We start from the raw sequence: 17,612 nt of genomic DNA on the forward strand, positions 1-17,612 counted from the left end.
GTCAACCACTGTTGTTTGCCCACGTTGATCGAGCAGGACCAGAAATCGGCGTCCTGTCCCTTGGGCGCGTCCTCAACATCAATCTGAATCGCGTGTGTCCCCTCCCAACCGGGCAACTCGGTGGCCACACCACAAGCAACTCCGTACGGCGGGTCGCCGCAAGGTTCGCCGATTGTTACCACAACGCCGAGACAAAGCGTACATCCGCCCGTATTCGCGCCAAAAGAGCCGACAATAAACCGATACCGCACGCCGGCCGTGGCGTCGATCGTCACTTCCGATCCCTGTCCGCTGCATCCGTTGGAGCATTGCACCCCGGGCGAATCATCCACGCACCCCACGGACGTCATGAAGTCGCAGTTGCCGTCTCCGCCTTCGAATACTTCCAGAACCGTATCGAAGGCCGTGTTCGGGTGACAGGTGCTGACCGTCATCGGTCCGGATACAACGGGCGTTACCTCGAACCATGCGACGTGCCCGACCGGAGGTGTGCAGGATGTATTGTACGTGAATTCGTAATTGTGCGCATCGACATACACGACATGCTGACCCACCGATCCATCGATAACCCGCGCGGACGGGCAATTGCGCACGGCCGGTTCTCCCAATAAGCAGAATTGCGCGCATGCAATGGCCGGGAAGAAAAGCGACAGCGATACGGCGAGACGAAAAGGAGTTGTGCTCTTCATGGTTGACTCCAGGCAGGCGCAGGGAATGATCGCAATGTCGTCGAACCCCTCCGCGTGGACCCCAGGAATGGACAGCCCGTCTGAGCGCTAAGCTATCAACAATCGTTTCCTGAGTAAAGGAAATTGACATCTCCCTCGCCCCCTCGAGTCAATCGAATGGCAGAAAGGATCTGTAAACTCCCTGTACATCCGTATATGGGACGTCCGGAAAAACGTGCGGGGGACCGGCGCGGGCAACGCCGATCCCCCGAAAAGAATATGCTGTCCCGGCTTATTTCCTCCGCACGTATTCGATCTCGAACGCCTTGTGGTCCTCGCCCGCGGCCAGGTCATACATCTCGAAGAGATGCTTGTCGTCGCTGACCGTGGTCGACACGGCCTTGATGTGTCGCCCGACCATGTCCATCATCGGCTCGTCCATCTCGCCGTAGAGGAACAGCTTGTTGCTCCCCGGCGGACTCGTCCCCGACATCTTGATGATGTTCGTATTCCAGTTGTCGCAGTATATGACTTCATACAACTTGCGGAAATTGTTGTAGCCCATGATGGACATGCCCTGGATCGTCTTCGTCTCCATGTTCCCGTCCGGCCCGGGCATGAGCATGTCGTATGTGATCGTCTCCTTGATGAACCTCCCGTCATGAATCGACTCGATCTCCGCCGTGCCCTTGGTGACCGCCGGAGGCATGCCCGGCCCGCCCCAATACATGCGCACGGTCACGTCCCACTTCCCCACGGCCTTGGCCAGCTCGGCGTGCTCCTTGCCCTTCTTCGTTACCGCCTCCATCTTCTTCATCATCGCCGCCATGTCGCCCATGCCCTCCTGGGCGTGCGACACACCGGCAAACGCCGCCAATCCGACCACCAGCAGTCCCGCCATAGCTCTTGCCTTCGTCAGGATCATTTCCTCTCTCCGATTTTGAGTGCCGTTGATCTGACACTTCCGATGTCTTTGCGCCGGGTTCGCCCGGCGCGATTTACGTATTGCGCTTCTCGCCGCGATACTCACGGCGCCTTCGTCAGATGTTCGGGGATGTTCTTGGCCTTGTAGCGATACTTCGTCGAGCCCAGCACCCCGAACTCGTACCGCCCGTCGGAACCGATGCTCCCCGCAACCTTCGGAATCCACCGCTTGACCATCGTCCCCCAGCCGAAGCGCAGCATCAGCCGCATCATGAACGGGAATGCGTTCGTCAATCCGCTGTGCGTCAGCGTCAACCGCGTGCCGCCGCCCACCGGCTCCAGCGTCCACGTCACGATTGACGGCTTCTCGGGCCGGGGCTTGCCCGGCGTCACCGGAACCCACGAATAGACCAGCTTCCGCTGCGGCTCGACCTCCAGCACCTCGCAATCCGTAACGCCATGCCCGCACATGGGCATCGGGTCGGTCTGAAACGTGAACTTGTGTCCCACCACGGGCGAAAAATCGTTGGGCATCAGCCAGTCCGCCAGTGCCTTGCGATCCGTCAGCGCGATCCACACCTTCTCCGGCGGATGTGCGTACGTGCGTTGAACCCGTAATTGATCAAGCATGGATTACTCCGGCCCCGTCTCGCCCGCCGCCCGGTCCAGGTACGATCCCAAGGCGTCGAGTCGTTTGTCCCAGAATCGGCTGTACGTCGCCACCCAGTCAGCCAGCTCCTTGAGCTTGCCCGGGTTGAGCTGGTACAGCCGCCGCCGACCCTCCCGCCGTACCCGCACCAGCCCCACCTCCCGCAGCACCCGCAGGTGATCCGAAATCGACGGCTGCGTGAGCGAGAATGCCGCCACCAGATCGCTCACCGCCCGCTCGCCCTCGGCCAGCAGATCCAGCATCCGCCGCCGCGTCGGATCGGCAATGGCCGAAAATACGTCCGCATCCGCAGCGCCACGAGCCATGTCCACAATATACATAGCCAATTGTCTATATGTCAACCCCGAAGGACGATCGATTTGCCGGTCGGCGGGGGAGACTAACGCGAGTGGGGGTGTTCCGGGGCTGGCGGCCCTTGTTCGGACGCGGCCGGAACGCGCCCCTCCATGGGTTCGCCCGCCCCGTCCTGCGGCCGGCGGGATTCCTTCTTCAAGCCAATCGCCTGGGCCAGGTTCATCCCTTCTTCTTTCATCCGTTTGAGAATCCGACGGGCCCACACGAACTCCGTCCCCAGAATGGCCAGCCCGATCGGAATAACCACCAGCGCCGGCCCGGGCAGCACGATCAAGGCGATGCCCACCAGCAATACCGTCGAGCCGATCACAATGACCACAATCTTCCGCGCCTGCCGCCACGTGTACTGGACGATCTCCTCGATCTCGTGCGTGACCGGTGATGAATACGCTGACGGATCGCGCGTCCCGGCCAGCAGCGACGCCAGGATGCCCACGCTCACCAATCCGCCCACCACCGCCAGCGTTACCACCGCCGGTACCGGATAATGGTGCGACAGGATCATCTTCACCCCGATGTACGCCAGCACGAACACCAGGCTGATGCTCACGTAGCGGAAGCGGTGCATGATGCCCGCCAGCGCGAAATACAGTGATCGCAACCCCAGAATCGCGAAAATGTTCGAGGTGAACACGAGAAAGGGATCGTGCGTGACGGCGAAGATGGCCGGAATGGAATCCACCGCGAAGAGCAGGTCGCTGCTCTCCACCACCAGCAGCGCGATGAACAGCGGTGTCACCGCAATCCGCCCATCCACGCGGTCGAAGAAGTGCTTCCCCCGGAAATCCGGCGTCACCGGATAGAACCGCCGCACGAGCTTTACCAGCGGATTTCGCTCCGGCTCGATGCTGTCGTGCCGCGTGACCAGTAGCTTGACCGCGGTGATCAGCAGCAGCGCTCCGAACACGTACACCACCCAGTCGAAACGCTCGATCAGTGCCACCCCCGCGAGAATCATCGCCCCGCGCATCACCAGCGCCCCCAGAATCCCCCAGAACAACACGCGGTGCTGATGGATCGGCGGCACGCGAAAATACGTGAAGATCAGCGCGATGACGAAAATGTTATCGAGGCTCAGCGACTTCTCGATCACGTAGCCGGTGAAGAACTTCAGCGCCGCCTCGTGACCGCTCGGTTCCTGCCCCGCCCCCAGGCCGATGTCCAGCCAGTGGTGCTCGTACATGTAGAACACCAGCGCGTTGAACCCCAGCGACAACACCACCCAGAAGATGGTCCATCCCAGCGCCTCGCGCATGCTCACCACGTGGGCCTTGCGGTTGAAGACGCCCAGGTCCAGTGCCAGCAGTCCGATGACAAACGCGATAAACCCGACCCAAAGCCAGATGGTCATGCGGCTATTGTATGCTCAGCGCAACCGAAACACGCAATCCGCCCCCCGCCGCCCTTGCTTTTGTCTTCCTCTCCTCCCCACCGTTTCGCCGTGCCTTCTTCCTCTTCCCCTTCGTGGCTCCGTGGCTTCGTCGCGTCGTGGCTTCTTCTTCCTATTGCCTACTGCCTATTGCCTACTGCCTTCCTCTTCCCCTTCGTGCCTTCTTCAATAATTTGCCCAGCGCGCCGCCGAGAGGCACCGATGGTATCGCCGCATCCAGAAGAGAATCAGTAATCCGCTGCCCACCAACAGCACCGCGCCCTCCGGCGGCGTGCCCAGAAAGAAGTTCGCCGCGGCCCGCCCCAGCCACTTCGCAATCCAATCGTCGAACAAGGCGTAGCTGGTAATGAGCACGCCGTTGTACAGACAGAACACCCACAGAAAGACCGTCTCTCCTGCGTGAACCGTCGACACCACGTGCGGCCGGTCCAGCATGCCTTGGATCATCCACCCGGCCGTCACCACCGCCCCGACGAAGCGATGCGTGACCCAACCCGCAAGCGGCACGACAGTCAGCGCGGACATCGTAAACATGAACAGGATTCCGTTGGGCGGCCCGTCCGGGATGGTCCGGAAGCAACAGTACACCCAAAGCGCCGCCGCAACCCCAATCAGCAGATAATGACCTCGCCCGAACGATTCTATGGCCGAATCCGGGTTCCGCGCCCGCATGGACTCGTACGCCTTCGGCCCCAAGCGAAGAATGCGAATGGTCGTCTGCAGGAAGCTGAACAGACCCTTGTTTCGCTGCCACGCCGACCCCGGCCGGCGGAGGCCCGGCGTGAGCGATTCCTCAACCCGCATACCGCACTCCGGACACCGCCCGTCGCTCGGCTTGTGCGTCAGGTCATAACCGCACCCTTCGCAGAGGGGTGGCTCGTCTTGATCATCCCGCGGTGGAAGCGCTCCACGAAACATGACGCCGAGCAGATACAGCAAGAACGAAAGAGCCGCAGGCGCCAGGATGAATACGTATCTTCGAGGATCAAGTGCCGACATGATGAATCGATAATCCGGGGCTTGGGCCCCCCAGACGTTGCCGAGGACAATCATGAATCCGAAGGCGCCCACGAGCAAAATCAGCAGTCCGCCGCCGCCGGGTACCACGCGGGTTCCCAGATTGGCCGCTTTGACGAAGTCGCGCCGGGGGCTCAACGTGGTTAGATGAAGCCCGACAGCGGAAATGGCGCAGCTCATGACCAATACCGCCGTCCAGAGAACCGTTCTCTCTGCCAGTCCCAACCCGCTTCCGGCCTGCCACTCCGCCCAGACCTCGCGAACCGTTCGTACTTCCAAGGCCCCGGCATTGGTTCCTTGCGCTGCCGCCATCATGCGTTCCCGCACATGATACATTCCGTTCCACAACAGGAGTGTGACCATAATGGCGGCGATCGCGAAGATAATCCCCGCATAGCGCAGCAGCGTCGCCCACCACGACGCCCCGCACAGCACCTCTCCCGCCCGCCGCGGATAGCACGCTCCCCACAGCGGCACGGTCAGCACGCACCACCGACCCGCCCGCTCCACAGGCAGTGCCGGCGCTGATGACTCTGGTGAATTCGTTGTCGTTGTGTTCGACCCGTCCACGACGCGGGATTGTAAAACGTCCGGGCGGTCCTTCATACAACAGAACCGTAGGGCACGCGGTTCGCGTGTCGTCAGACACGCGGTTCGCATGCCTTGACTATCCATTGAACCGGAATCGATGATCTCTTGGGATTGCCTTGGGTGGCATGGCCAAGCGAGCCTCGCGGCGAGCGCCGCCATGCATTCCGTCAGCTTGTTGACCGCGTGGTTCGTACGCTCTGGCGTTCTCTACGACGCCGCCAGAGCAACTTGCGGATGTGTCAACGCCGATTCGGCCGGGCGACCTCCAACGTGCACCGCCAGCAAGGTCACGTCGTCATGTGCCGGCTCGACTCGTGCCGCTTCGCGAAGTTCGCGTTCGAGCATCGCGATCCTCTCCGCGATCTCGGCATCTTCATTCGAGGTAAGCCACTCCCCGACACACTCAGGCACATCGGCCGGCGAGCTCCCCGCACCCCGGTTCTCGAGCCCGTCCGTGTGGAACACCAGCGTGTCCCCCGGCTTGAGCTTCATCTCCACGACGGGAAATCGCGCCCGATCGCTCACCCCGACGATGGGCCCCTCGCTCACCACCGCCCGCGGCTTGGCGCCGCGCCGGCGAAGCACCGGATACGGCACGCCCCCTCGCGCCCAGCGGATCGTCGACGTCGGCTCATGCAACACCGCGTACAGCGCCGCCACGAACGAGCATTCCGTGAGCCCGCAGGCGACCAGTTCTTCGTTGAGCCGCGAGAGCACTTCACCGGGATGCAGGCGGGCAAACAAGGCATCGCGGGAGACGCCGCGAATCACCCGCCGGGCGTGAGCCGCGAGCAGCGCCGCGGCAATCCCGTGCCCCGTGGCATCAATCAACATCAGTGCCACATGCTCGTCATCAAGCCGCACGACATCATAGAGATCGCCGGAAATCACGTCCGCCGGCCGGAACAGTGCGCCGATCTCCACGCCGTCAACGGCCGGAAGCGCCTGCGGCAGCAGTTCCCGCTGCATCGCCCCGCCTTCCAGGCGTTCGCGCTCCAGACGCTTGAGTTGTTCCCGGTGTTGTCGCTCGCGACGCCGCAGAGACTCGATCTCGCTCCGCAGCGCGTCAAGTCCCGCCGGCGCTTCAGAAAGTCGTGGTGTGGGGTCAGGAACGGAAGGAATCGTGTTGCGGGTAATTCGTGGTGTTGCCGGCCGTTGCACGCCGGCGTTCGACACGAACTTCGCAACCGCTGCCACCAGCAGGTCCCCTCGTCGGCCCGATACCGGCGCCGTTGCGCTCGCGGAACCCGTCCGCGCTCGCTCGATCCGACGTCGTCGCCCGACAATGGTCTTTCGGTTGTAATAAGGGCGGGGTTGAGCGCATGCCCCCTCAAGAATCGACTTCGTTCTTTCGTGCGTTTGCAGCACGCTCCATAGACGAAACAGCCATGACGAGCCGCAAGCTTCAACCTGCGCGGCTGCTCCCGAAACCGGACGTTGGGCCATGTCGAAACCGCCGCGTCCGAGCGCCTGGCCCTCGAAGTCCATCGAATCTCAACCAGGGGTATGGAGATTGATTCGAGAAATCGGATGGTCAAATGGCGCTTAAGTCTTCACGGCGAAACGAGTTGACCGTTGGCCTCAGCCTCGCGAAGAATCGCCAGGGCACGACGGGCCGCCTCCTGCTCGGCTTCCTTCTTGCTTGCACCCCAGGCGCTGGGATACCGCTCCCCGCCGATGATCACGCAGATCTCGAAGCACTTGCTGTGATCCGGACCCTGCTCGTCGAGCGTGTGATACTGCGGGGCCGCCCCCAGATACCGCTGCGCGAAATGCTGCAGCGTGGACTTGTGGTTGTCATGATTGTCGGACGCTCGGCTCGCCTCGATGTGCGGCTCGACCGCCCGCAGGATGAACGCCCGCGCCGCCTCCAGACCCCCGTCCAGATAAATCGCCCCCACGACCGACTCGAACACCGCCGCCCGCAGCGAAGTGGGCAGCGTCTGCTGCGCGTTGATCCCGTTCCCCAGGATCAGCATCCGCGTCAGGCCCATCGCGTCGGCCATCTTGGCGCAGATTCTGCGCGATACCAGGAACGACTTCAGCTTGGTCAGCTCGCCTTCCAGCCAGTCCGGATTACGCTCGTAAAGCTCCGCGCAGACCACCATCCCCAGGATGGCATCCCCCAGAAACTCCAGACGTTCGTTGCTTCGCAGACGGGTTGTGGCCACCGAGGCGTGGGTCAGGGCCTGCTCGAGAAACTGCGGGTTGGAAAACTGGTGGCCGGCGAGGACCACCTCGCCGTTGGCGAAATCAAGGTCCGACACGATTTGAACTCACCGGCCGGTCAAGGGCGGAGCGCACCCCACGAACCCATCGCGGATGCCCTTCGCCGTTGTCCGGCACCGCTCGGCCGCCGCCGGTAATCTGGGCGAAAGCCGAAATCCTTGACTATTCTTCCGAAAATCTACCATTTCACGCTGGGTCGGTCAAATGGAGATATACCCGCGGGCCAGTCGCCGTTCCTCCGGCCGACCACCACACACCAGCCACGCCCGATTCACTCCCGCCTCCGCCCGGCAAACCAGCCCAGGTTGCACTCGTCTATCGGACCAGCATCGCGCAACAGCCGGGGGTCCGCTAACACGAACGCCGGCCAGCCGTCTTGAAGCCGCAACCACAACGCCATGATACGTGGCGCGGACGCCCGGCGGCTCGACTCCGGCGCCCCCAGCCCGTGTTCCGTCGCGCTCCGCCAGTCCGGCGAAAGACGGGATCCGGAACGCGGTTCGCTGGTCTTTTCTGCTGGACACCGGCCCGCGTCGCTGTGAGATTGTCCTCCGTCATGCAAGAGCCCCCACCCAACGACACGCCCGCATCACCCCCGCCCGATGCCGCCGCCATCGACTCCGACGACCGCCGCTGCCTCGCCTGCGGATACATGCTCCGCGGCCTCGGTCCCGAGCCCCGCTGCCCGGAGTGCGGCCTCATCAACATCCCCGAGGAATTCCGCCGCCAGGTCTGGGACCTCGTCGACTCCGGCCGCTGGTTCTTCTCCGGTTTCTTCCGCCCCTTCCGCAAACGTCCCCCGGGCTGGTGGTGGGCCCTCGACCGCCCCGGCGACGTCCGCCGCTCCTGGCGATACGCCATCATCAACATGCTCGTCACACTCTTTGTCGTCGCCGCCATCATCGGCTACGCCGATGGATGGATCGTGACCACCAATTATGTCTGGGTGGCCTTTGTGCCGGATGAGGTGGGCCCGCCGATTCCAGTCCTCCGTGAGTCCTCGTCAAGGAGCCTGATTGTCTCGCGAGAGTATTTTGCTCCGACGTTTGAGAAAGCAGAGGAATTCAATGACTACAACATGTTCAAATATGGCGAACGGAATTTCCTCAGTTGGGAATGGCACGCGTCGATCGAGTCCTTCTGGCCCGCATTGGTATTCGTACCCTGGATTTGGCTGACCTGGATATTTCCAGCTTTCGTCGGGATCGCCACTCAGATTCGACGCGGGTTGCCGTCTTTCGCTCGTCCTCCACGCACAATCGTGGCCGCGGCGAGTTACGAATCTCATCGAATGATCTACATTGCGATTGCGTTATGCGCCGCGCTGGTCGGCGCTTGTTGGAATATCCGGACGACGATGTCCATCCTGCCGGGCCTCGGGGCTTCCTCCAACGAGTTCATTCTTCTTCCGGCGTTTCTGATCGCGGTGATCTATGCTGCTCTTGGCTGGATCGGCCCATTGCGCAGCGACTACACCCATCAACTTATTCAATCTCGTTTTCATGCGGGACGCATTATCGTCATGTATGCAATCGTGCTGCCAATCCCGACCGTGATGGCTTCCTGGATGGTCCTGGGTTGGCTGATGTCAATCGGCTGAAGTCACACTGGCATGCAACGGGCGACAGCTTTGGAAACGATCTCCCACAACATCGCCTCCGACGACCGCCGCTGCCTCGCCTGCGGATACATGCTCCGCGGCCTGGGCCCCGAGCCCCGCTGCCCGGAGTGCGGCCTCATTAACATTCCCGAGGAATTCCGCCGCCAGGTCTGGGACCTCGTCGACTCCGGCCGCTGGTTCTTCTCCGGTTTCTTCCGCCCCTTCCGCAAACGTCCCCCGGGCTGGTGGTGGGCCCTCGATCGCCCCGGCGACGTGCGCCATTCGTGGGAACATGCGGCCGCCAACGTGCTGATCAGCCTATTGATCATCGCCGCGGTCGTCGGCGTGGCCGATGGATGGTGCTACCGTGTCAATGACTATGGCCTTTTGTCGCTTCCGGTCGGGGAACCCGGTCCGCCGGAGCCCCTGCATCTTTCCATCAGCGTTGTGAGTCTGACCCATTCCCGAAGAATGGCCGACTGGTGCAAGTGGCGCGCCTTCGATTCGTTTAGCGATGATCAGAACCTGCTTTTCTCATTCACCTATGTCGCGTGGGTATGGAGTCCTTCCTGGCAATCCGCACTGCCCGTCATGCCCCTTGTCGCCTGGGTCTGGTTGGTCTGGGTTTTTCCTGCGTTTGCCGGGGTCAGCACGCAAATCCGAAAAGACCTTCCGGCGTTCGCCAGAGCACCGCGCACGATCGTCGCCGCGGCAAACTATGAATCACATCGCATGATCTACCTCGCCATCGTTGTGTCCGCGTCAGCAGTCCTATCCGCTTGGATCATCGCCTCGGTCGACATTGCATCGCAGACACTTGGCGGATTTGCTCCCGCGTCGTTCCCCAAGTACGCGATCGTTGCTCCCATTCTTCCCGTGTTGCTGCTTCTCTTCGCCGCCTTCAACTGGATCGGCCCCCTCCGCAGCGACTACACCCGCCAGCTCATCCAGGGCAGATGGCACGCCGCCCGGATCATCCTCATGTACGTCCTCTTCTTCCCCGCCGCCTTCGTCCTCGGCTCCATCTCCTCCATCGGCGCCCTCATGCGCTGGTAGCCTCTCGCCTCTTTTCTATTGCCTATTGCCTATTGCCTACTGCCTTCCTCCTTACACATTCCAAAAGGAATCAACAGTTCTAATCAACACGGTCCCTCCGGCGCGGTATACTGCCGATAGTACCGGCGGAGGCGGTCCCGGCCGGGCACCTCCGCGTCCCGTAAAGCGTCAGTGCACGGCCGGCAAGATCGGTTCTTGAACGAAGGACGCCGCCCGGCGGTGCCTAAAAGCGGCAACCGGCGGGGCTTCAGGTAGGCCGACAAACATGTTCCAGCCGATGACTCTCATCGTCGTGATCGTCCTGGGGCTGCTCCTTCTGGGAGCCACGGCGGCTCTGCGCCGCGCCTGCGGACCGGAAAATGACCTCTCCTGTCCGCACTGCCAGGCGTCCAACCGCCGCGGAGCGCATTACTGCGCCCGCTGCGGCGAGCTGCTTCGAAAGTAAGCGACGGCCACGCGGCCGGCGCCGCACCGGGAAGACCCCGGCAATCGCCGGCGAACGACGCGAACCGTCGATGTAAATCCGCTTCTCCGTTTCCCTTCGAAAGGATACGCCCATGCCCGACCATGCTGAACGATCCGGCTCGTGGAAAGGCTCCTCCGGACCGCCGCCGCTGCTGGCCTCGATCATCGGTAGCGTGCTCCTGCTGGCCGTGGCGGTCACCGCCGTCTACTGGTTCATCATCCGCGTCGAGGTGGACGCCGATCGCATCCTCGTTCTGGTCAACAAGACCGGACGCACGCTCCCGGAAGAGCTCCGCAACGACTACAACGACCAGGTCGTGCTCTACCCGGCCCTGGTCGAGCGAATCGCCGCCGTCACCGGCGAGACCCCGGAGCAGGTCCGCGACAACTACAAGGGCATCCGCTACGAAGTCATGCCCGAGGGCCGCTACTTCCCCAATCCCTATTTCTACAAACGCATCATCGCCGACGCGACGATCATCAAGCAGACCGAGATGGGCGTGCTCATCCGCAAATACGGCAAGCCCCTGCCGTTTCCCAAGACGGTGGCCACCGAGCCCGATGAGCGCGGACCCGTCGCCGAAATCCTTCGCCCCGGCCGCTACAACATCAATCCGCTCGCCTACGACGTGCAGCGCTTCACGGCCATGCAGATTCCCGAAGGGCACGTCGGCGTCGTGACCCTGCTCAGCGGAGACGATCCCAAGCAGCGCAATACCTACACGGTCGCCCCGGGGGAAAAGGGCGTGCAGCGCGAGACGCTCTCGCCCGGCCTCTACTACTACAACCCCTACCTGCAGAATGTCGAGGTCGTCGACGTTCGCAGCCAGAAGTATGACATGCTCGGCGACGACGCCATCCAGTTCCCCTCCAACGACAGTTTCACCATCCGTATCGAGGGGACCATCGAGTGGGCGATACGGCCCGACCACGTGGCCGAAATCACCGTCGCCTACGGCGACGAGCAGGACATCCTCAACAAGATCATCCTGCCCAACGCGCGGAGCATCTCCCGCATCGAGGGCTCCAAGCTCTTCGCCCGCGAGTTCATCAGCGGCACGACGCGACTGGCCTTTCAGGAGCGACTTCTCGGTGAGCTCAAGCAGGAGTGCTGGAAGCAGGGCATCGACATCCGCGCCGCGCTGGTGCGCGACATCCAGCCGCCCGCGGAAATCGCCTCGCTCATCAGCGCCCGCGAGCAGGCCGACCAGGAAATCGACCGCTCCACCAACCAGATGGAGGAAGCCAAGTCCGAGGCCATGCTCGTCGAACAGCGCGAACTTCAGGATCAGAACAGCGCCATCGGTGACGCCCGCCGCGACGTGGTCACAGTCATCAAGCAATCGGAGCAGCGCAAGGGCGTGGCCGTGACCGAAGCCCGCCGGGCGCTGGAAGTCGCCAAGCTCCAGCTCGAAGCCGCCGAGAAAGAGGCCGTGGCCATCCGCTCCCGTGGGGAAGCCGAGGCCAACGTCGTGCTGCTGGAATACAAGGCCCAGGCCGAGCCGCTCAAGCAGGCCGTGGAAGCCTTCGGTGACGGCTACGTCTACGCCCAACAGTTCTTCTACCAGAAAGTGGCCCCGGCCATGCAGTCCGTGTTGACCAATACCGACGGCCCCTTCGCCGACGTCTTCCGCCGTCTCCAGTCGGCCGAGTCGCGAACCATGACCACGGGAGGTGCACCGTGATGAAACGCCTGATCGCCGGCCTTGTCGGCGTAACCATGCTGCTCGTGTTCTTCGTCGGCGCGTTGTGCTGGTTCACCTTCCGCGTCTACGTGCCGGAAGACAAGTGCGCCGTGCTCGTCCGCAAGATGGGCGACGTGCTTCCGCCCGGCCAGCTCGTCGCCACTGAGTCCGGTCAGCGCGGCATCCAGATCGATGCCCTCGGTCCGGGTCGCTATTTCTACAATCCGCTGTTCTGGGATTACGAACTCCGCGACCTGACCGTCGTGCCTTCGGGCGATCCCAAGACCTGGGAATGGACGCACTCGCTCGACGCGAACCAGCGCGACGCCCTTCGCGCCGGCCGGTTCACGTTCAAGGGTGATTTCCCCCAGATCGGCGTCGTGACCCGCAAGGTCGGAAAGGACCCCGCGCCGGATCAGGTGATCGTCAGCCGCGACTCGGGCGTGAAGGGCATCTGTGCCGAGGTCCTGACACCGGGAACGTATCGCATCAACCCCTACGTCTATGAGGTGGAACTGCATCCCGCCACGGTCATCCCCGCCGGATTCGTCGGCGTGGTGACCAACCTGTTCGGAGAACAGCCGGAAACCGCCGCCGGCGCCGAACTGCCCGAACTGGCCATGGGCGAGGGAACCGGTGACGAGGATGAGTCCAAGCTCGCCTCGAGTGCCGACCGCAGCGCCCCCGGCGGAGCCCGCTCGCTGCGCCCGCTCGCCGAATCCGGCCAGCGCGGCACCATGCGCGACGTTCTCCAGCCCGGCGTCTACTTCATCAATCCCAAGCTCCAGAAGGTCACGCTGATCGAAATCGGTTTCAACGAGTATTCTCAGATCAAGGTCAGCGAGATGGAGAACAACCGCATCGCCTTCCCGTCCGACACCGGTTACGAAATTCGCCTCGGCGTGACCGTGGTCTGGGGCATTCATCCGCGCCACGCGGCCGAGACCATCAACGAATTCGGCAACGTCGACGGCGTGCTCGACAAGGTCATCGGCCCGCAACTGCGCTCCATCTGCCGCAACATCGGCTCCACCTATGCCGCCCGCGACTTCATCCAGGGCGAAAAACGCGAGGCGTTCCAGCGGGCCATGACGGCCGAGCTCCAGCGCATCTGTCGCGGCAAGAACATCGAGATTCTCCTGGCGCTGGTGCGCGAACTGGAAGTCCACGCCCCCGGCGCCCAGGGCGGCGAGGAGGTTACCGAGGACCTCAAGCGCACGATTCAGCAGAGTTACGTGGCCATCGAGCAGCGCATCACCAACGACAAGCAGCGCGAGGCGGCCACCGTCCGCGCCAAGCTGGAGGAGGAGCGCAAAAAGGTGGACATCGCCCGCGAAACCATCCGCGCCGAGACCCGCGTGAAGGTCGCCAACATCGCCGCCGAGGGTCAGAAGGAAGCGGCGCAGATCGACGCCCAGACCCAACTCGAGGTGGCCGACATCCAGCAGGAAGTCGCCCGGCTCGACGCCCAACGGATTGAGATCCTCGGCCGGGCCCGCGCCGACGTGGAGCGGATGAAGAACGAAGCGGAGGCCAAAGGCTATCAACTGCTCGTCGGCGCGCTCGGCAGCGGCGAGGCCTACAACCTCTACACGTTTGCCCAGAACTTCCAGCCGCAGAACATCCAATTGTTCTTTGCCGGCGAAGGAACCTTCTGGACGGACCTGACGCGCTTCCAGGACGTCGGGGCCGCGCGGCTGCTCCAGTCGCAGGCCGACGCGCCGGATACGCCCGTCCGACCCGTCCCGACGCCGCCTTCAAACCCATCTCGCACGGCGCGAAATCCGTAGCGCGGCATGCCCTTCGGTATATCCCGGCGGGTCGTGAGGCGAAGCTCCCTGCTGGCAGATCGCGATGATCGCGACTTTGGAAGAACTGGCCGAGCACTCGAAGGCTTGGGCCCAATGGGGTCGGCGATTTTACGAACCTGCGTGGATCAAGCCAGTCGGCTGTCCCTGGTGGGAGGTCGCTTGGTTGCGCTTGCGAATGCCGGAACTCCCGCAGAGTTACTTGCAGGTGGCGAGGCGATATCAACTGAATGGCCGGTGTATTGGCTGTTTTGAGCTCTCGCCCGGACGTTTGCACAAGAGCCTCGCCTGCAATCTCATCGATTGGAATCGGCCGAAGGCTAATCCACATTGGGATCAAGTTCTGGAGCACGGCGCACGTTTCGTGGCATCCAACGAAGCAGAACCCATCGCCGTGGTGTGCACACCCGCCAAGCATGTGGTTGGCGAAGTTCTCATGTTCGACCATGACCTTCCTGCAAAGGAGCCAGTCGTAATCGCTGCCGATTTCGAGACCTTCATGCTGGCAGCAGGGAATGCCTACGCGCTCTTCTATGAGTACCGTGATACGAATCTTGCGGCCGGACTCTCCGAGTTCCTTGAGCGCCTGAAGGTCCTGGGGATCGCGAATAACCCGGATTCGTTCCGAGCGTGGCGCCAAGTTGGCGAAGTTATGTTCACGTAGGTACGCGCATTCATGATGTTCTGTCCAGTGCCGGCCATTCGCGATTCGGAGGCGTTGACCGTTGCATCCAATCCACCTCAGCACGTCGCTTTGAACGCCTCGTGGAATTCAACGAGGCCGCGCGGGGGATCGTCGGTGAAGGGCAAGGCCATGAAGTACTCCGGAGGGATGCCTTCGAGGATCAGATCGGGGAAGTTCCTGAACCCGAAACGCTGGTAATACGGGGGATCGCCGACCAGCGCGCAACCCCTCGCGGCGGCGGATCTGAGTCTGTCCAATCCCTTGTTCAACAGGGCCGTTCCGATGCCCTGTCGTTGAAGCGACGGCAGGACCGACACCGGCCCGGCGCCGTACCAGTCGCAGCGCTGCCCGTCGATGGTGATCGGCGAAAAAGCAACGTGGCCGACGACGCGATTTTCCACCTCGGCCACGAGTGACACACTGAGGGCACCGGCCTGGCGCAGGGAGTTGATGATGAAGACTTCCGTCTGCCGGCTGTGCGGATGAGTCGCAAACGCGGCCGCGGTGACCTCTGCGATGGCTTGGATGTCTTCCGGCCGTTCGTCTCTGATGATCACGTGCAGGACTCCCATTCGATGACTCCGGGTGCCTACGCGGGCAATCGGCAGGCCCGGGCGATGCACTTGGGGCCTCCATAGGTAATAACGCGCAAGGGCGCGCGCTCGAAGCAGGTGTCTGGAGTGAGCGCCCCGTTGGGCGGCGCTTTTCGAAGAAAATACAGTGAAGGTAACTTAGTTGAGCGTTCAACTAATAAATCTATATTTAATGCAATTATTTCATCTTTACTGACTTTGGCGAGGCGGCATTTGGGAAGCCGGGTCGATCAATTTTTGGGGTTTGTGTTGAAACCGGGCGCGAAGGGTTGGCCGCATTCGGGACAGCGAGGAGATTCCAGACCGGTGAGGTTGTATCCGCATTGGACGCAGGTGGGATAGCCGCGTTCGGTCATGATCTGGCGGATCGCGCGGCGGATGGGCCCGTCGCCCAATCTGAGAAACACGCGTTGGGCTATCCAAACGGCAACGAATGCCGCGATGAACTTGGAAGTAACTCGGCCGCCGACGGGTAGTGACTCGGACAGTTGTCCCTGCAAGAAGACCATGAGTAGGGACCCCCCAAAGGAGAATGCGAGGATGCTGGCAACAACTCTCGGGCTCTTGAGGCAGCTGCGAAACGCTTTCCGTCGAATGGCGCGGCGCTCTTTGGCGTCGGGGACGCGGTCGAGTTCGGGGTAGGGGTTCACGTGTATCGCGGCCAGCGGCCCTGGTCGATGATCTCTCTGGCTCGCTGGGCATCCGTGGCCCGCACGAGCACGCGCATTTTGATTCGCGTCGTATTGTACAGGCGGCCGGCGTGGCTCTCGCCTTCGAGGTAACAGAAGATGCCGGCGTCGGTGAGGGCCTGACGGATGGCGTCGCCTTCGAGGAAGTCGTAGGGTTGGTAGACGGCGACGAGGACGGCGGAGGGCATTGATGCCAAGCGGGAATAGTTCAAGACCGCACGCAATATTCGCGCGAAGAAACTTTCCAAATGCCGGTCGTGGAGGACGCCGCACTGGCCCAATGCGCAGACACCTGAACTCAAGAACTCCTCGAAGCCTAAATGAGGCCTTCCAGAATCGTCGGCTCCTCTTCTTTCCTCAAGGATTGGCGTACTGCACGCGCCTCGGCGAACAGCTCCTGAAACACCGCATTAAGTCCTTTTAATAATCTGTCGCGGATCTCTGGAATCTTAACCAATGCCTCTGTGGAGAAGACATCTGAATACCTGCCCTTCTCAATATTGCCCCACTGTGCCAACGCCTGGCTTCGTACGTCGTCGAGAATCTTGTCGTCAAGATCGACAAGTGTCTGTGTCGCTTGGAGCAGACTTCTGGCCTTTCGTGCAGGTGGTACCCTTGCCCCGAGGATGATTCCATTTCCATACCACTTACGCGACTGCCTATCCTGACTAAACCCGATGCCGTCGATTATATGCGGAGCCATTTCAGTGGTACATGTGGGGCAGACGCTATCTAGCTGGCCCTCGTTTATGCCTAAAAAGCTACATATTGCGGGGACCAAATAGTGGCGCCCAAACCGATACTTGTCTATCTCACTCAGGAATTCGAGCTCTTGCCCCCATCGGTCATCCGCACGCTTTTCCGCCAGGCGGGCGTAGAATTTTTGAGCCCATGGGCCGGGTCGCTTCTGGACATATGCCGCCGCGTAGTACTCCTGAACACTCTTATGAATGAATCGATGCTCGTCGCCGTCGCGGATAATTAGGCACGTGATCTTAACCATGTCGTTCACATACGATTGCGCGCTCCCTGCAAGCTCACAGTTGCATAAGGCTCGCGCTGCGAGCTCGTTAATGGCGTCATATGAAAAAGACTGCTCGTTACAGCCTTTTGCGATGAAGCAGAGTGCCTCAAATACTCGCCGGTACTCGCTATCATCAAATGGACATGTGCGGCTTCGCGTAAACC

The 17,612-nt window shown here is 61.9% G+C and carries 18 protein-coding genes; 6 read left to right on the forward strand and 12 right to left on the reverse strand.

The features are described from left to right. From J5J06_07325 to rnc, 8 genes are all read right to left on the reverse strand, one after another. The coding region (locus J5J06_07325) for a hypothetical protein (GenBank protein ID MCO6436881.1) at window positions 1-689 on the reverse strand (689 nt) is incomplete at its 3' end. Between the two features lie 271 nt (window positions 690-960). Further along, window positions 961-1,593: a DUF1579 family protein gene (locus J5J06_07330; GenBank protein MCO6436882.1), complete on the reverse strand. Its 633-nt coding sequence runs from the start codon at window positions 1,591-1,593 to the stop codon at window positions 961-963. Window positions 1,594-1,694: 101 nt separating this feature from the next. Continuing rightward, window positions 1,695-2,222, reverse strand: a complete 528-nt coding sequence (locus J5J06_07335; protein ID MCO6436883.1) for an SRPBCC domain-containing protein — start codon at window positions 2,220-2,222, stop codon at window positions 1,695-1,697. Between the two features lie 3 nt (window positions 2,223-2,225). Beyond that, window positions 2,226-2,567: a transcriptional regulator gene (locus J5J06_07340; protein ID MCO6436884.1), complete on the reverse strand. Its 342-nt coding sequence runs from the start codon at window positions 2,565-2,567 to the stop codon at window positions 2,226-2,228. 74 nt (window positions 2,568-2,641) lie between these two features. Further along, entirely contained in the window at window positions 2,642-3,967 is a 1,326-nt protein-coding gene (locus tag J5J06_07345) for a TerC/Alx family metal homeostasis membrane protein (GenBank protein MCO6436885.1), read from the reverse strand. A 204-nt stretch (window positions 3,968-4,171) separates the two neighbouring features. After that, a complete protein-coding gene (locus J5J06_07350) occupies window positions 4,172-5,629 on the reverse strand; it encodes a hypothetical protein (GenBank protein ID MCO6436886.1) in 1,458 nt (485 codons plus the stop codon). A 192-nt stretch (window positions 5,630-5,821) separates the two neighbouring features. Beyond that, window positions 5,822-6,811: a serine/threonine-protein phosphatase gene (locus tag J5J06_07355; protein ID MCO6436887.1), complete on the reverse strand. Its 990-nt coding sequence runs from the start codon at window positions 6,809-6,811 to the stop codon at window positions 5,822-5,824. 356 nt (window positions 6,812-7,167) lie between these two features. Beyond that, window positions 7,168-7,884, reverse strand: a complete 717-nt coding sequence (rnc, locus tag J5J06_07360; GenBank protein ID MCO6436888.1) for a ribonuclease III — start codon at window positions 7,882-7,884, stop codon at window positions 7,168-7,170. Window positions 7,885-8,399: 515 nt separating this feature from the next. Between rnc and J5J06_07365 the strand changes: the two genes are divergently transcribed. The 6 genes from J5J06_07365 (at window position 8,400) to J5J06_07390 (ending at window position 15,121) form a co-directional block, all read left to right on the forward strand. Then, window positions 8,400-9,443, forward strand: coding sequence for a hypothetical protein (locus J5J06_07365; protein ID MCO6436889.1), 1,044 nt, complete (start codon window positions 8,400-8,402; stop codon window positions 9,441-9,443). Between the two features lie 12 nt (window positions 9,444-9,455). Beyond that, window positions 9,456-10,499 (forward strand): hypothetical protein, encoded by a 1,044-nt coding sequence (locus J5J06_07370; protein ID MCO6436890.1) that lies wholly within the window; start codon window positions 9,456-9,458, stop codon window positions 10,497-10,499. Between the two features lie 265 nt (window positions 10,500-10,764). Further along, window positions 10,765-10,944, forward strand: a complete 180-nt coding sequence (locus tag J5J06_07375) for a hypothetical protein (protein MCO6436891.1) — start codon at window positions 10,765-10,767, stop codon at window positions 10,942-10,944. A gap of 112 nt (window positions 10,945-11,056) precedes the next feature. After that, window positions 11,057-12,649, forward strand: coding sequence for a hypothetical protein (locus J5J06_07380; GenBank protein MCO6436892.1), 1,593 nt, complete (start codon window positions 11,057-11,059; stop codon window positions 12,647-12,649). Then, window positions 12,646-14,439, forward strand: coding sequence for a hypothetical protein (locus tag J5J06_07385; protein ID MCO6436893.1), 1,794 nt, complete (start codon window positions 12,646-12,648; stop codon window positions 14,437-14,439). Before J5J06_07380 ends, J5J06_07385 begins: the two co-directional genes overlap by 4 nt. Window positions 14,440-14,503: 64 nt before the next feature. Further along, a complete protein-coding gene (locus J5J06_07390; GenBank protein MCO6436894.1) occupies window positions 14,504-15,121 on the forward strand; it encodes a hypothetical protein in 618 nt (205 codons plus the stop codon). A gap of 77 nt (window positions 15,122-15,198) precedes the next feature. Here the strand turns inward: J5J06_07390 and J5J06_07395 are convergent, their stop codons facing one another. The 4 genes from J5J06_07395 to J5J06_07410 all read right to left on the reverse strand — a co-directional run bounded on the left by J5J06_07395 (window position 15,199) and on the right by J5J06_07410 (window position 17,436). Then, on the reverse strand, window positions 15,199-15,714 hold the full coding sequence (locus J5J06_07395; GenBank protein MCO6436895.1) for an N-acetyltransferase: 516 nt from the start codon (window positions 15,712-15,714) through the stop codon (window positions 15,199-15,201). A gap of 251 nt (window positions 15,715-15,965) precedes the next feature. Beyond that, window positions 15,966-16,385 (reverse strand): hypothetical protein, encoded by a 420-nt coding sequence (locus J5J06_07400; GenBank protein ID MCO6436896.1) that lies wholly within the window; start codon window positions 16,383-16,385, stop codon window positions 15,966-15,968. Beyond that, complete coding sequence (locus tag J5J06_07405) at window positions 16,382-16,621, reverse strand: DUF2007 domain-containing protein (protein MCO6436897.1); 240 nt, start codon at window positions 16,619-16,621, stop codon at window positions 16,382-16,384. The genes J5J06_07400 and J5J06_07405 overlap by 4 nt, the downstream gene beginning before the upstream one ends. Before the next feature lie 119 nt (window positions 16,622-16,740). Beyond that, window positions 16,741-17,436, reverse strand: a complete 696-nt coding sequence (locus J5J06_07410) for a hypothetical protein (GenBank protein MCO6436898.1) — start codon at window positions 17,434-17,436, stop codon at window positions 16,741-16,743. Window positions 17,437-17,612 lie beyond the last annotated feature (176 nt).

It is taken from the genome of Phycisphaerae bacterium (genome assembly GCA_024102815.1).
In the GTDB taxonomy this organism is placed as follows: domain Bacteria; phylum Planctomycetota; class Phycisphaerae; order UBA1845; family UBA1845; genus JAGFJJ01.